11 protein-coding genes are annotated in these 13,857 nt (G+C 71.9%); 3 read left to right on the forward strand and 8 right to left on the reverse strand.

From position 1 onward, the window contains the following. Window positions 1–24 precede the first annotated feature (24 nt). Window positions 25–1,617, forward strand: a complete 1,593-nt coding sequence (locus tag ACPA54_RS23940) for a WxL domain-containing protein (protein WP_423532935.1) — start codon at window positions 25–27, stop codon at window positions 1,615–1,617. A 150-nt stretch (window positions 1,618–1,767) separates the two neighbouring features. Here the strand turns inward: ACPA54_RS23940 and ACPA54_RS23945 are convergent, their stop codons facing one another. The 5 genes from ACPA54_RS23945 to ACPA54_RS23965 all read right to left on the reverse strand — a co-directional run bounded on the left by ACPA54_RS23945 (window position 1,768) and on the right by ACPA54_RS23965 (window position 7,552). Beyond that, window positions 1,768–3,120 (reverse strand): hypothetical protein, encoded by a 1,353-nt coding sequence (locus tag ACPA54_RS23945; RefSeq protein ID WP_423532937.1) that lies wholly within the window; start codon window positions 3,118–3,120, stop codon window positions 1,768–1,770. Window positions 3,121–3,285: 165 nt separating this feature from the next. Next, window positions 3,286–4,461, reverse strand: coding sequence for an XdhC family protein (locus tag ACPA54_RS23950; RefSeq protein ID WP_423533073.1), 1,176 nt, complete (start codon window positions 4,459–4,461; stop codon window positions 3,286–3,288). 62 nt (window positions 4,462–4,523) lie between these two features. Further along, window positions 4,524–5,996: an NCS2 family permease gene (locus ACPA54_RS23955; protein WP_423532939.1), complete on the reverse strand. Its 1,473-nt coding sequence runs from the start codon at window positions 5,994–5,996 to the stop codon at window positions 4,524–4,526. Between the two features lie 183 nt (window positions 5,997–6,179). Next, window positions 6,180–6,668 (reverse strand): (2Fe-2S)-binding protein, encoded by a 489-nt coding sequence (locus ACPA54_RS23960; RefSeq protein WP_423532940.1) that lies wholly within the window; start codon window positions 6,666–6,668, stop codon window positions 6,180–6,182. Further along, entirely contained in the window at window positions 6,665–7,552 is an 888-nt protein-coding gene (locus tag ACPA54_RS23965) for an FAD binding domain-containing protein (protein WP_423532942.1), read from the reverse strand. The genes ACPA54_RS23960 and ACPA54_RS23965 overlap by 4 nt, the downstream gene beginning before the upstream one ends. A 345-nt stretch (window positions 7,553–7,897) precedes the next feature. On the opposite strand from ACPA54_RS23965, the gene ACPA54_RS23970 reads away from it, so the two are divergent. Next, window positions 7,898–9,697 (forward strand): PucR family transcriptional regulator, encoded by a 1,800-nt coding sequence (locus ACPA54_RS23970; protein ID WP_423532944.1) that lies wholly within the window; start codon window positions 7,898–7,900, stop codon window positions 9,695–9,697. Between the two features lie 416 nt (window positions 9,698–10,113). Here the strand turns inward: ACPA54_RS23970 and ACPA54_RS23975 are convergent, their stop codons facing one another. Beyond that, window positions 10,114–10,641 carry a cell division protein SepF gene (locus tag ACPA54_RS23975; protein WP_345678840.1) on the reverse strand — a complete coding sequence of 176 codons (528 nt, stop codon included), beginning with the start codon at window positions 10,639–10,641 and terminating at the stop codon, window positions 10,114–10,116. Between the two features lie 313 nt (window positions 10,642–10,954). Here ACPA54_RS23975 and ACPA54_RS23980 point away from each other — a divergent pair, with 313 nt between their 5' ends. Continuing rightward, the gene (locus ACPA54_RS23980) at window positions 10,955–11,416 is read left to right on the forward strand and encodes a DUF6325 family protein (RefSeq protein WP_423532946.1); all 462 of its coding nucleotides are present in this window, start codon (window positions 10,955–10,957) and stop codon (window positions 11,414–11,416) included. Between the two features lie 102 nt (window positions 11,417–11,518). Here the strand turns inward: ACPA54_RS23980 and ACPA54_RS23985 are convergent, their stop codons facing one another. Then, window positions 11,519–12,271: a class F sortase gene (locus ACPA54_RS23985; RefSeq protein WP_423532948.1), complete on the reverse strand. Its 753-nt coding sequence runs from the start codon at window positions 12,269–12,271 to the stop codon at window positions 11,519–11,521. Between the two features lie 224 nt (window positions 12,272–12,495). Beyond that, a complete protein-coding gene (locus tag ACPA54_RS23990) occupies window positions 12,496–13,014 on the reverse strand; it encodes a hypothetical protein (RefSeq protein WP_423532950.1) in 519 nt (172 codons plus the stop codon). Between the last annotated feature and the right edge of the window lie 843 nt (window positions 13,015–13,857).

Consider the following 13,857-nt stretch of genomic DNA (forward strand, 5'->3'; position numbering starts at 1 on the left):
GCGCACGTCATGCACATGAGGAGAATGAGACGAACGCCCGCGGTCGTCCTGGCCGGGCTGCTGGGCATCGCCGGTGCGGTGATCGCGGCGGCACCCGCGGCGCAAGCCGTGGAGATCGACTGGACGTCCTCCTGCACCAACGACTTCATGGGGCCGGTGGGGGACACGCCCACGAAGGTCGATATCTCGGTGTCCCCGGTCAAGGACAAGTACCAGGTCGGCGACCAGGTGTCGGTGACGTGGAAGTGGCTGGCCTACAACAAGGTTCCGCTCAACAGCCCGATCTCGGTGCCGGCCGACTCGACCAAGCCCGCCGGGGACATCCAGCTGTCCGGCGCGCAGTCGGAGGTGTTTGCGCTCGAAGGGCCGCAGAAGAACCCCATGGCCGCGCCAGGCGAAGAGCTGAAGGTGCAGGACATGACCGGGACGCTCACCCTGACGGCTCCCGGCACGCTGACCCTGGCGCCCAAGGGCTACCGGACGATCACCGACGCCGGAATCGCGATCTCGACGACCACCTGTGTCCCGGCCGCCGGCCAGGTGCCGGGTGTCGCCGCGACGCTCACCGTGGAGGGCCAGCAGTCCGAGGGGCCCGTGCTCAGCGGGACGACCGAGTCGCACCCTGGCTTCGACATCACCCTGAACGGCAGCAACTTCGCACCGAACGCCACTCCGCAGCTGTCGCTGTGCCAGGCGGACGGCTCGCAGTGCGACGCCGGTGCGTTCGTGTCGCATGCCCTGACGATCGACGGGCAGGGCGCGCTCTCGGGCAAGGCGACACTGCGTTCGTTCCCGCAGCCGGACGGCGCGTACGCGGTGAAGGTCTCCGACGGCACCAGGTCGGCTTCCTACCCGATCACCATCACTCCGTATGTGCCGAGCGGCCCGCCCACCGCGACGGTTACTCCCAGCGCAGGCAAGGTCGGCGACACCATCACGGTGAAGGGGGTCAACTTCCCTCCTCTCAACGGCCTTTTCCTGTACGAGACCAACGCCGACGGCGAGATTCTGGGTGACATCCCCAGCGGCGGGGTCGACGCGGTCGGCAACTTGACCGCGGAGATCACGATCTTCTCGCCTGCGACCACGATGATCCGCATCACGAACTTCGGTGATCTCACGGTCGACGTGCCGTTCACGGTGCTGACCGTCCCCCCGTTGTCGCAGAGCGCGTCGGTGACGCTGGCGCCCGGCGCGTTGGCGATGACGCAGGCGGGGGACGGGCTCGACTTCGGATCCGTGACGCTGAACGGCGAGGCGCAGACGGTCAAGGCGAACCTGAACCAGGTGACCGTGGTGGATGCCCGCGGCGGGAGCCTGGGGTGGTCGCTGACGGGGTCGATGACCGACCTGGTGGCCGCGAACGGGACGGACAAGATCCCGGCGGGGAATTTGGCATGGACGCCGTCGTGCGCGGCCGGAGCCGGGAGCCTCAGCACCGTAGTGAACGGCACTGCGGTGCCGCTGAGTTCGGCTCCGGCGACGCTGTGCAGCGTGACGGCCGACGGGAAGACCTCCGGCGGCAGGTTCACTGCCGGCGCCGAAGTCTCGCTGACCACACCGAAGTTCGCGACGGCGGGCGCCTACACCGGGACTCTCACGCTCACGTTGATCTGACCGGGAAATCCCCCGCCTCGCTCAGGGCGGGGGATTTCGCACAAGTCCTCGGGTAAAGCAGATCGGAATGACGAAATCGGCGCCGCGGGAATCCCGCGGCGCCGATTTCGTGTGGTGCTGTGCCTGTGCGCTGTGCGAAATACCAACCCGTCAGATCAGGGTCAGCGTGAGCGTTCCGCTGTAGCCGCCGGAGGCGGTGAACTGCGGGGTGGTGAGCGTCATCCCCGCGTCCGCGGTGAAGACGCCGCCGGTGGTCTGCTCGCTGGCGGCCTGGCTGCACAGGGTGGTCGGGACCGCCCCCAGCGGTCCCGACGGGCCGTTCGCGACCTGGCTGAGGCTGCCCTCCTGGGCGGCGCACGACGGGGTCCAGCCGATGTTGCCGGCCGGGATCTTGTCGGTGCCGTTGGCGGAGAGCAGGTCGCTCATGGTGCCGGTGAGCGACCAGCCGAGATTGGTACCCCGGCCGTCGGTGACGGTGACCTGGTTGAGCGTGCCGTTGACCGTCTGGGCCTGGCCGTTGAGCGCGACCGTGCCGAAGTCGATCGCCCCGCCGTTCTGGGCCATGGCGAGGGTGCTCGGCAGCTGTACCGCCTGTGGGGCAGGGCCGGTGCCGCCCGCGGCGAGGGGGGCTTGCGCGGGTGACGCGGGTGCCTTGGCCGGTGGTGCGGCCGCTTGCGTTGACGGCTTGCCCCCGGCCGCCGGGGTTGCCGGGGCCGACGTCGTGCCGTCGACGGCGGGCGGGGTGCCCGTCGTGGCCTCGGGTGCCGAGCCGGTCGGGTCCGCCGTGGCCGAGGCCGTGGGGTCGCTCGGCTGGGCGGGGGTGGTCGGCGGCCTCCACGTGGAAGGCGCCGTCGGCCTGCCCGGTGACGTCGGCGAGGCCGGTGTCGTCGGGGTCGGTGTGGGTGTCGGGGTCGGCGGGGCGTTGACGTCCGCGGTGACCGCGGCCGCCGCCAGGTCGCCGCCCGCGACGACCGCGCAGACGGTCTGCTGCGGGTCGGTGTCCGTCCGCACCGACGTGACCAGCCTGCCGACGGTGAACTCGATGGGGCCGTTCGCCTCCGCCGGAACCGTGAAGTCGCCCTCGTAGGGCGGGATCACCGGCACCACGCCGGGGGCGGAGTCGAGCGGTACCTCGGGACCGGTCACCGTGACAGTGCCGGTGGCCCCGCCGCGCATCACGAGGTCGATGCTCGGTGTGGTCGGGGCCTGCGCGGCGCCTGTCGCGTTCGCGGTGCTGCCCGGGCCAAGAGTGATCTTGGCGTGTACCGAGCCGCCGGGGGCCACCACCGCGGGCGTGAGTTCGACGGTCACGTCCTGCGGTCCCTCCCCTTCGCCCAGGCCGGCCGGGAGGACGCAGTGGGTCGTGAGCGTCACCGGGGCCGCGGCGTTGGCCGCGGGCGCGAGCACGGCCGCCAGCCCGGCGGCCGACAGGGCCAGCGCGGCCCCGGCGGCGACGCCCGTGCGGCGCGGCCGACTTCGTATCGATCTTGTCCTTTCGTGCACCTGGCTCCCCTCCGGGATCGAAAGTCCAGCCTGCCATTAAGCGCTGGTTCATCATGCGATGTCAACGGCCGATAAACGGGATTCAAGGTCGACACGTGTCGAGTACACGAAACCGTTGTGAAAGGCGGGGCGATGAATCCGAATTGGGGCGTGTGCGCGCCGGGTTCAGGCCGCGTGGTGGCCCTTCGGCGCACGGAGCGCGGGCGCGTCCGGGGTGATCGACGGCGGGATCGATCCGCGGCCGTCGTGGTGGATCGGGCCGCGCGTCACCGACAGGGGCACACCCGAGCCGCCGCGCCGGTGCGCGATGATCTCCGCGGCCACCGCGATCGCCGTCTCCTCGGGTGTGCGGGCGCCGAGGTCGAGGCCGATGGGGGCGCGAAGGCGTGCCAACTCTGCGTCGGTCAAGCCGACTTCGCGGAGCTTGGCGAGGCGGGATTCGTGGGTGCGGCGGGATCCCATCGCGCCGACATAGGCCACGGGGAGACGCAACGCCCTTTCCAAGAGCGGGATATCGAACTTCGCGTCGTGGGTGAGGACGCAGAGCACGGTGCGGCCGTCGACCTCGATCGCGTCGAGGTGGCGGTGCGGCCAGTCGACGACGACGTGGTCGGCATCCGGGAAGCGGCGGCGGGTCGCGAAGACCTCGCGGGCGTCGCAGACGGTCACGGCGTAGCCCAGGAACTTGCCGACCTTCACCACCGCCGAGGCGAAGTCGACCGCACCGAAGACGATCATGCGCGGGGGCGGCGTGTACGCCTCGACGAACACCGTCGCGGTGTCGGGCCCGGTGGCGCACGGGCGGCCGTCGGAGTCGTAGGTGACCCGGCCGCAGCGGCCGGTGTCGAGCATCGCGGCGGTCTCGCGGCGGACCGCGGACTCGAACGCCGGCGTGCCGCCGAGGCCGCCGAGCGCCTCGTCGGGCCCGTGCACGACGAGGGTCGCGCCGACCCGGTGCGCGGGACCGGCGACGACCCGGGCGACCGCGACCGGACGCCGGTCCGCGATCGACCGCAGGGCGGTGTCCGCGGCGGGCTCCGGGTGCACGAAAACGTCGATCACGCCGCCGCACGTCAGGCCGACGGCGAACGCGTCCTCGTCGCTGTACCCGAAGCGCCGGAGCACCGGGGTCCCGGTCTCCAGCGCCTCGCGGCACAGCTCGTAGACGGCGCCTTCCACGCACCCGCCGGAGATGCTGCCGACGGCCTCGCCGTCCGCGTTCACGGCCAGCGCCGCCCCGGGGAGGCGGGGCGCGCTGCCGGCGACGTCGACGACCGTGGCCAGGGCGAAAGGCTTGGCGTCGGCCTTCCACGCGGTCAGCTCGGACACGATGTCGAACATCGTCATTCCCCCACGGTTGCTCGGAAGACGCCGAGGATCAACCGTCCACGCCGGGAGGGGGGTCAGCTGACCCCCAGCCCCTCCTTGATCGGATGCAGCGCGTACCAGGCCACGAAGGCCACCGCGAGGATCCACATGAGGACGCCCGGGTCGCGCCACTTGCCCTGCGCCGTCTTGATGAGCGTGTACGAGACGACGCCCGCCGCCACACCCGCGGTGATCGAGTAGGTGAACGGCATGATCACGATCGTGAGGAAGGCCGGCACCGACGCCGACAGGTCCTCCCAGTCGATGTGCCGCACCTGGGTGATCATCATCGACCCGATGACCACCAGCGCCGACGCCGCGACCGGCCCCGGCACCATACCCGCGACGGGCGTGAAGAACAGCATGATCCCGAACAGGCTGCCCGTGACGATGCTGGACAGGCCGGTCCGTGCGCCGTCGCCGACACCGGTCGCCGACTCGACGAAGACCGTCTGACCCGACGCACCCGCAAAGCCGCCGATCATGCCGCCCGCGCCGTCCACCGCCAGGGCCTTGTTGAGACCCGGCATGCGGCCCTTCTCGTCGACCAGCTTCGCCTCCGACCCGATGCCGATGATCGTCGCCATCGCGTCGAAGAAGCCCGCGAAGACGAGGGTGAAGACCAGCACGGACGCGGTGATGCCGCCCGCCCGCGAGAACCCGCCGAAGAGGTCGACGTCGCCCAGCAGCCCGAAGTCCGGCGACTCGACGATCTTGTCCGGCAGCTCCGGCACCGCGATGCCCCACGCCTTCGCGGGGACGTCCGCGACGGCGTTGACCACCATCGCCACGATCGTGCCGATCACCAGGCCGATGAGAATCGCGCCGCGCACCTTGCGGGCCATCAGCATGAAGATCACCAGCGTGGTGATGGCGAAGACCACCACCGGCCAGCCCGCCAGCTCCTCGCCGGCGCCGAGCGTCACCGGACCGCCGCCGGGCGCCGGGTTGCGGCCCACGAAGCCCGCGTTCACGAAGCCGATCATCGCGACGAACAGGCCGATGCCTATGGTGATCGCGTGCTTCACGGACATGGGGATGGCGTTCATGACCATTTCCCGGAGCCCCGAGAAGACCATGATCATGATGATCGCGCCGTAGATGACGCACAGGCCCATCGCCTGCGGCCACGTCATCTCCGCGATCACCGCGTTGCCGACCACGCCGGACACGCTGAGCCCGGCCGCCAGCGCCAGCGGCGCGTTGCCGATGACCCCCATGAGGATGGTCGTCACCAGCGCCGCGAGCGCCGTCACCGTGGTGACCTGGCTCGGGTCGAGCTTGTGCTGGTCGACGTCCGCGCCGCCCAGCATGATCGGGTTGAGCAGCAGGATGTACGCCATCGCCATGAAGGTCGTGACGCCGCCGCGGAACTCCCGTGCGACCGAGCTGCCGCGCGCGCTGATCTTGAAATACGAGTCCACGAAGGAACCGCGGCCCGGCGGGGCCGGGGTACCGGGTTCTCTGGGGCCTTGCTCTGAGTCCGAGTGCACAGAAATCTGCGTCATGGACCACTCCCAAGTGTCTGAGGCCGTTGTTGGGGTGGTGCGGAGCCGGGCTCCGCGCGCGCGAGAGCATGCCGCAGCGGGCAGGCGCGGCGGCGCGCGGGGCCGGATTGTGCGTTCGGGGGCGCGTTTACGGTGTCTTCCGGCAGATGGGTCGCACCTGCCCGGAAAATCAACCGGTATCGATCAACGGGCTTGCGGGGTAGCTGAGTCCGCCTTGCGGGCCGCGGCGAGACGCACCGCGTCCATGATCTTCTCGTAGCCGGTGCAGCGGCACAGGTTGCCCGACAGCGCCTCGCGGATCTCCGCGTCGCTCGGCTGCGCCTTGCGCTCCAGCAGGTCGTGCGTCTGCACGAGCAGACCGGGGGTGCAGAAGCCGCACTGCACGGCGCCCGTTTCGAGGAACGCCTGCTGCACGGGGTCGAGCGTCTCGCCGTCGGCCAAGCCCTCCACGGTGCGGACCTCGCGGCCCTGCACCTGGCCGGCCGCGACCAGGCACGCGCAGACCGGGTCGCCGTCCAGGTAGACCGTGCAGCTGCCGCACTCGCCTTGCTCGCAGGCGTTCTTGGAGCCGGGGAGGCCGACGCGCTCGCGGAGCACGTACAGCAGGCTCTCGCCCTCCCACACGTCGTCCGCCTCGGTCCGGCGGCCGTTCACGGTGAAGGTGACCCTCATGCGGCGGCCCTCCCGGCGGCGCGGTACTCGTTCCAGCTCCAGGTCAGCGTGCGGCGCGCCAGCACCGCGAGCGCGTGACGGCGGTACGCGGCACTGCCGCGCACGTCGTCGATCGGGCTCGCCGCCTCCGCTACCAGCTCGCCGAACCGCCGGATCACGGCCTCGCCCAGCTCGCCGCGGGTCTCCCACCCGCCGGTGTCGGCTAGTTCTGCGGCGATGAACTCCTCCGCGGCCGTCGCCCGGCGCGGGGTCGGCGCCGCCGAACCGATACCGGTGCGGACCGTGCCCGCCTCCGGGTGCAGCGCGATCCCGAACGAGCAGACGGCGATGACCATCGCGTTCCGGGTGCCGATCTTGGCGAACTGCTGCGGCGCGGTCGCCGACGGAACGTGGACCGCCAGGATCAGCTCGTCCGGCTCCAGAGCGTTCCGCTTCACCCCGAGATAGAAGTCGTCGATCGGGATCATCCGCGTGCCGCGCTCCGCCGACGCCACCTCCACCCGGCCGCCCGACGCGAGCAGGGCCGGATGCGCGTCGCCCGCCGGAGACGCCGCGCCGAGGTTCCCGCCGACACTGCCGCGATTGCGGATCTGCGGCGAACCCACCGTGTGCGAGGCCAGCGACAGACCGGGCAGCCGGCCTGTCAGCTGGTCGATGATGCGCGTGTACGAGACGGACGCACCCAGGCGCACCACGCCGTCGTCGCCGATCTCCCACGTGTGCAGCTCGGGAATGCGGTTCAGGTCGAGCAGGGCGGGCGGACGGTGCCGGTCGAAGTTGAGGTCGACCATGACGTCGGTGCCGCCGGCGATGGGCACCGCGGACGGGTACTCCGCTTTCGCGGCGAGCGCCTCGTCCCACGTCGCGGGGCGCAGGAACTCCATAACGGGGTTCTCCTCCTGTTGTTCCGGCGCCGCGCGGGGCGGGCCGGAGTGCCGTGCCGTGGTGGAGGGGGCGCCGTGCCGTGCACCGGTCTCCGTCTGCTTGCTCCGTCGTGCTGCTTCTCCGTCGTGCTGCCTTCTCTGCCGTACTGCTTTCCCTGTCTCACGAGGTGTGACCCAGTACACATAGCCGGGGCAGTCCGGGTGTAGCCACCGAAGGCATGAAGCGGCGCACCGGGTTGTCCGCTTGTTCTCGTAGGTTCGTCCAATCGTTCACCGCCACGTGCTCCCGGTAGGACGGACACGCTGCGCACTTGCGGCGGAAAACGCACGCGAACGTGGGAGATCATGGTCGGAGCACGTGTGGTGGGAGGCGAAACGGTGCGGTTGAGGGCGCTGCTCGACGGCGGGGTGCCGGGGCTGCGGCTCCTCACGGGCGAGGAGGAGCTCGACCGCGGCGTCCGCGGAGTGATGACGACCGACCTGCACGACCCCAGCCGGTACCTCGGCGGCGGCGAACTGGTCCTGACCGGGATGCTGTGGCGCTCGACGCCGGAGGACTCGGAGGCCTTCGTCCGGGTCCTGGTCGCGGCCGGTGCCGCGGCGCTGGCGGCCGGGGTGACCGAGGTCGGACCGGTGCCGGACGACCTGATCGAGGCCTGCGCGCGGCACCGGCTGCCGCTGTTCACCGTCGACGAGGAGCTGTCCTTCGCCCGGCTCACCGAATTCGTGGTGCGGCGGGTGTCGACGGAGCGCGCCGGCGACCTGGGCGCGATCGTCGACCGGCACCGGCGCCTCGTCCAGGCGGCGACCGGCGGCGCCGGACTGGACGGCATCCTCGGGCTGGTCGCCGCGGACATCGACATCCGCTGCTGGGTGCTGTCCATGACCGGCCGGCAGGTCGCCGCCGGGGCCGGCCCGCTCGACCCGGACCTGCGCACGGTGCTGGCCCGCGGCCACCTGCTGGCGCGGGCCCGGCGGGCCCGGGTGCCCTACCGCGAACGGGTCGGGGGCCAGGTGTTCTCGATGCTCCCGGTCGAACGCTCGGCCGCGCTCGGCGGGACCGGGCTGTGGAGCGAGTGGTGCCTGGTCGTCGAAGAAGACGTCGCCGACTGGCCCGACCGCCGGCGCGGGCTGCTCGACGAGCTGGTGCGGCTGGTCGCCGTGGAAGCGGACCGCGTCGAGGACGGACGCCGGCTCGGCCGCCGACTGGCCGAGGACGTGCTGGGACTGCTGGGCGCCGGAGCCGACCCGGGGGAGATCGCGGCCCGGCTGCGGGTCGCGGAGCCGGACGTGGTCGAAGTCGGGGTCGCGGGAGAGCAGCCGGTGACGTGGCAGGTGGTGGCGGTGACGCTGCGCGTGCCGGAGGACGCGCGGGGGTCGGAATCGGGGACGGAATCGCGGGGGGCTTCCGGGCGGCCGGGTCGGGCTGGGACGGCGGCGGGTGTGCCGGGAGGCGGCTCCGGTCGGTCCGGTGCGGCCGCGCCGGACGGGTCCGCCACGGTGCCCGGAGGGCTGGCGCCGGTTCTGCCGTTCCGCCCGGAGCGCGGGCCGACCGCCCGCACGCTGCTCGAAGAGGCGCTCGCGGAACTGCCGTGGGCGGTCCTGGCGGCCCCATCCGGCGACGGCGCGGTGGCGCTGGTGCCGGGCCCGGCCCCCGACGCGGCCGCGCTGCTCCGCACCCGCCTCGACGGCCTCGCGGACGCCGCCGACGCGGGGATCCGCGCGGGCATCGGCGTCAGCGCCCCGGTGGTCCGCGCGGACGGCCTGCGCGGGGCCCTGGAGGAGGCCTGGCACGCGTCCCGCATCGCGGACGGTCGGCCGGGCGCGTTCGAGGTCGTGGGACATGAAGAACTGGCATCGCATGTGCTGCTGCTGGCCGCCGCCCCCGAAGGCGTGCGACGCGGCTTCCGCGACCGCCTGCTGACGCCTTTGCTGGCCTACGACGCCCGCCACCAGGCGGAACTGGTGACCACCCTGGAAGCCTTCCTGGACTGCGACGGCTCCTGGACCCGCTGCGCGGCCCGCCTGCACGTGCACGTCAACACGCTCCGGTACCGGATCGGCCGGATCGAGGAGCTGACGGGCCGGGATCTGTCCCGGCTGGAGGACAAGGTGGACTTCTTTTTGGCGCTGCGGCTGAGGTGAGGGGGAATGGACGGGGGCTCGCGTCGGTGGGGTCGCGGGGTGCCTGCCCGGTAGGGCGAGGTCAGGCAGTGGGTCGGCCCGATGCGGGGCGGCAGGGCCTCGACGTGCCCCCCTGACCGTTCGGGCGGCGGTGAGAAGGCTGGGCAAAGGCTGGGGTGAAGCGCCGGGCGGGAACGGGTGTGGCCGCGAGCCCACGCGGGCGAGGCGGTGAGGTCGGTTCGGTAGTGCCGACGCTGTAGCTGCCCGTCCGCCCGCTCGCTTGTCGGCCCCCGTGGCCGCCGCCCCCTTTACCTGCTTTCACGCGTCGCCGTCCGCGAGGCTGTTGGCTCGTCCGGACAAACGCGGCGGGGCGGTCACCGTGATCGGTGACCGCCCCGCCGAATGCTTGTGCCGCGCCGTTCCTTGCCGCCCCGCGCTCAGGCCTGGTTGAAGAAGCCGTCGTGGTTGTTGCTGCCCGGGTCGCCGGTCAGCAGCGCGACGTCGGCCGGCAGCAGCAGGAACACCCGCTTGGCGAGGCGTTCCATGGTGCCGCGGCGGCCGAACGTCAGGCCGGAGGCGAAGTCGACGACGCGCTTGGCGTCGGACTCGTCCATCGCGGTGAGGTCGATGATGACCGGAATGTCCTTGCGGAAGTACTCGCCTATGGCGCGGGCCTCGTGGTAGCTCTTCGGGTGCACCACGGAGATACGCGACGTGGGCTTGGTCGACTCGGCCACCGCGGCGGCACGAGCCGCGAAGATCTCGGACGCTGCCACGACACTGCCCTCCAACGGCCGGGAGCGGGATTCCTCGGGCTCGTCGTCGTACACCCAGCCGGCGTCGACGTCGTCGCCCTCGTCGTACGAACCGGTGTCGTACGCACTCCTGCCGGTCCGGTACATGTCGTCGTCCTCGTCCCCCGATCCGAGCCCGAGCCAGGAGCCGGCCTTGCGCAGCGCGCCCATGGGCACCTCCCTGTCCGCTCGTCCCGTCCCCGTCCGGGCTATCTCGTTGTCCTCCACTCGACCGCACTGTATGCCAGCCCGAGCCCCCGTGGGCCGAGCGACGCGCGCACTTGGTGGACATTTGTCGACTGGTGCTTGCCCGACATGATCCGGGTCCGGATGAGCCCCTCATAGTCCCGCACGAACGGCAGGCGATCCAGGGGGAATTCCCTCACAGGGCGGTACGAATGTGCGTCTTGCCAACGACGCGCTTAGCGTGGAAGGCGCAAACGGGGGTTCTTACCGGTGTGGCTAAGCAGCGGGAGGCCGGACGATGTCGGAACTTGGACCCGTCGACGCGATTGTGCTCGGGTTTCCGGGTCAGCGGCTGACGCCTGCCGTGCTGACCGCGGTCGACGAAGTGGAGGCCCGCGGCGACGTCCGGGTCATCGACATGCTGATCGTGGTCAAGGACGTCCACGGCGACATCAGCCACCACGAGATCAGCGAGTACGAGGACATGCGCGACATGGCCGCGGAGGTCGCGGCCCGGCGCATGCTGGGGCTCGCCGGGGAGAACGACGTCGAGCAGATCGGGCTGATCATGCCGCCCGACTCGCTCGTCGTCGTCATTTTTGTGGAGAACGTATGGGCCCGGGAGGTCGCCGTACGGATCCGCGAGGCCGGGGGTCGGCTGCTGTCGTACACGCGGCTGCCGCAGGAGACGGTCGACGCGATGGAGGACCAGATCGAAACGGCGGCGGCGTTCGGGGACAGCGCGGCGGGGGACGACTGAGCCGCCGTTCGTCGTTCGTGCGGCCGGGTGTCGGCGGGCTTTGCGGGCCTGGGCGGCACCCGGCTTTTGTGTGCGCTGCGTTTGTCGGGCCGGGCGGGTTTGTCAAGCCGGGCGGGTGCCGGTGAGCTTGGCGAAGACGACGACGTTCGACTGGTAGCCGCCGTTCTGCTTGTCATAGGAGCCGCCGCAGGTGAGCATCCGCAGTTCGGCGTCGGCGGTGTCCGCGTAGACGCGCGTGCTCGGGAAGGCCTTCTTGTCGAACAATTCGACGGACTCGACGCGGAAGGTGGCGACGATGCCGTCCGCGCGGGTGATTTCGGCGGTGTCGCCGGGCTCGAGGGTGCCGAGGCCGTAGAACGCGGCGGGGCCGGTCTTGGTGTCGACGTGCGCGACGACGATCGCGGTGCCGGGGGAGCCGGGGGCGACGCCGTCCTTGTACCAGCCCGCGAGGCGGCGGTCGTTCGGATCGGGCACGGCGAGCTGGCCGGACGCTTCGAGACCGAGGCCGACGAAGGGGGCGTCGGTGCCGGTCTTCGGGATGACGATGCGGATGGGGGGAGAGGGCGGGAGCGCAGCGGCTTGTTCGGCTGGTTGTTCGGCTGGTTGGGCGGCTGGTTGGGCGGCTGGTTGGGCGGCGTCTCCGGCCATCAGGGGGCGGGGCTGTGCGGCGTCGGGTTCCGCTGCCGGGCGTGCGGCGGAGGCCGGCGGGCGCGGGGGGCCGGGGTGGTCCGCGGTGATCTCCTGGACGACGACGAATCCGCCGGACAGGCAGGCCAGTACGGACGCGAGCGCGAGCCGGCGGAAGCCGCGGAACCGGGAGGTCCGCTTTGCGTGCCTGGGCAAGGGCTGGGGCATGGGGGCCTCTCCGCGGTGAGGGTGGTCGGTGTCGGGGCGGCTTCGGTGGTGCGGGTCGGGGCGCGGTGGCGCGCCGGCCTGGCATGTCTCAACTGCCTGGGAGCGGTCGGAGGCGCGCCGGTCCGGGGCAGCGCGCGAAGGCGCGGGAGTCCGGGCGGAATCACGCGAACAGGAACCGGCCCGCGCTCGGAAGCGCGGGCCGGTTGCTGCGGGGTGAGGGACCGTCAGGCGGTCGGGCGGCCGGACACCCGGCGCCGCAGCGCGTAGCCGCCGAAGCCCACACCGGCCGCGAGGAACGCGCCGCCGGCGGCCAGGCCCGCGGCACTGACCTCGCCCTGCGTACCGCCACCGCCGGCCGCCACGCCGCCCGAGGGCTTCGCGGTGGTCGAGGTGCTGGGGGCGGTGCTCGCGGTTGCGGTGCTGCCGGTCACGGTGAAGGTGCCGGACGCGGACTTGCCGTTGCCGCAGGTGAGTTTGACGGCGTACGAACCGTTGGCCACGTTCGCGACGGTGCCCTGGCCGGTCATCGACGTCGTACCCGCCAGGGTGACGGTCCCGAACGCCTCGGACGTCGCGCTCGCGCTGGTTCCGGCGCACAGCCCGCCGTCGGTGACGGTGATGGCGGTGCCGGGGGCGCCGGAACCGGGGTTCACCTCGGCACCCTGCGCGTGTGCGGGGGCGGCGAAGGCGAGAAGAGCTATCGCGGAAGAAGCGCCAAGGACGTAAGTGCAGGCACGACGCATGACTTGTGATCCTTTCGACCGTCGCGGCGGTTGCGGCCACACGACCGCATCGGACCCCGCGACGCCTGTCCCATCTTCATCGGGCATTTCACGCGTCGCATCTTGAAACACAAGAAAACTCGCTAATCGGACACCCCAGGAGTGTCAGGGAGTTGAGGTAAGGCGTGTGGGTGAAACATTGCGCCGAATGGGATGGGGGAGGGGTGGGGCCGCGGAGGGGGGAAGTCGGTGGTCGAGGGCGCGCGGTCGCTTGGGCACGGGCCAGGCCGGGGGCGAGGAGGCCCGTGCGCCGCGGGGGTGAGCCGGTCCGAGCGGGTTGCCGTGGCTGGGCGGGCGCGGGGGTTGTGGCGGCTGTGTGGGTGTGGGGGAAATGCCAGGTGGGGCTGGTGGAGGAGCGCTCGGGGAGGGCCGTTGCTCGGGCGAGTTGGGGCGGCGGGGTGTGGCGGTGGCGTGCGTGGCCATTGGGCTGGGCGTGGCGCGAAGGCTGCGAGCCGCACGGGCGAGCTGCCGGCGAGCGGGGTTGCGCTGGCATGCGGCCGGGGGTTGGGGGCGGCGTCGGCTGGCGATCTGCCCGGCGAGACGGGCGGAACGGGTGGGGAGACGCGTTGCTCGGGCGAGCTCCGGCGTCGGGGCCGGGGTGGAGGGTAGGCGAGGGCGCGCGATGAGGACACGTGGTCGCTTGGGTGCGGGGCAGGTCAGCGGCGGGGAGGCCCGTGAGCCGAAGGGGTGAGCCGGCCCGAGTGGTTGCCGTGGCCGGGCGGGCGTGGGGGTGCGGGTGGTTGTGGCGGTTGTGTGGCCGGGGAGATGCCGGGCGGGGCTGGTCGACGGGCGCTCTGGGAGGGC

The organism is Uniformispora flossi, from assembly GCF_049534875.1.
Taxonomy (GTDB): Bacteria; Actinomycetota; Actinomycetes; order Streptomycetales; family Streptomycetaceae; genus Yinghuangia; species Yinghuangia aomiensis.

Coding starts and splice junctions, on each gene's coding strand:
- ACPA54_RS23965 (WP_423532942.1), bottom strand. CDS start 7,552: ATGGAGTTCCTGCGCCCCGCGACGTGGGACGAGGCGCTCGCCGCGAAA.
- ACPA54_RS23940 (WP_423532935.1), top strand. CDS start 25: ATGAGACGAACGCCCGCGGTCGTCCTGGCCGGGCTGCTGGGCATCGCC.
- ACPA54_RS23980 (WP_423532946.1), top strand. CDS start 10,955: ATGTCGGAACTTGGACCCGTCGACGCGATTGTGCTCGGGTTTCCGGGT.
- ACPA54_RS23990 (WP_423532950.1), bottom strand. CDS start 13,014: ATGCGTCGTGCCTGCACTTACGTCCTTGGCGCTTCTTCCGCGATAGCT.
- ACPA54_RS23985 (WP_423532948.1), bottom strand. CDS start 12,271: ATGCCCCAGCCCTTGCCCAGGCACGCAAAGCGGACCTCCCGGTTCCGC.
- ACPA54_RS23955 (WP_423532939.1), bottom strand. CDS start 5,996: ATGACGCAGATTTCTGTGCACTCGGACTCAGAGCAAGGCCCCAGAGAA.
- ACPA54_RS23960 (WP_423532940.1), bottom strand. CDS start 6,668: ATGAGGGTCACCTTCACCGTGAACGGCCGCCGGACCGAGGCGGACGAC.
- ACPA54_RS23975 (WP_345678840.1), bottom strand. CDS start 10,641: ATGGGCGCGCTGCGCAAGGCCGGCTCCTGGCTCGGGCTCGGATCGGGG.
- ACPA54_RS23970 (WP_423532944.1), top strand. CDS start 7,898: ATGGTCGGAGCACGTGTGGTGGGAGGCGAAACGGTGCGGTTGAGGGCG.
- ACPA54_RS23950 (WP_423533073.1), bottom strand. CDS start 4,461: ATGTTCGACATCGTGTCCGAGCTGACCGCGTGGAAGGCCGACGCCAAG.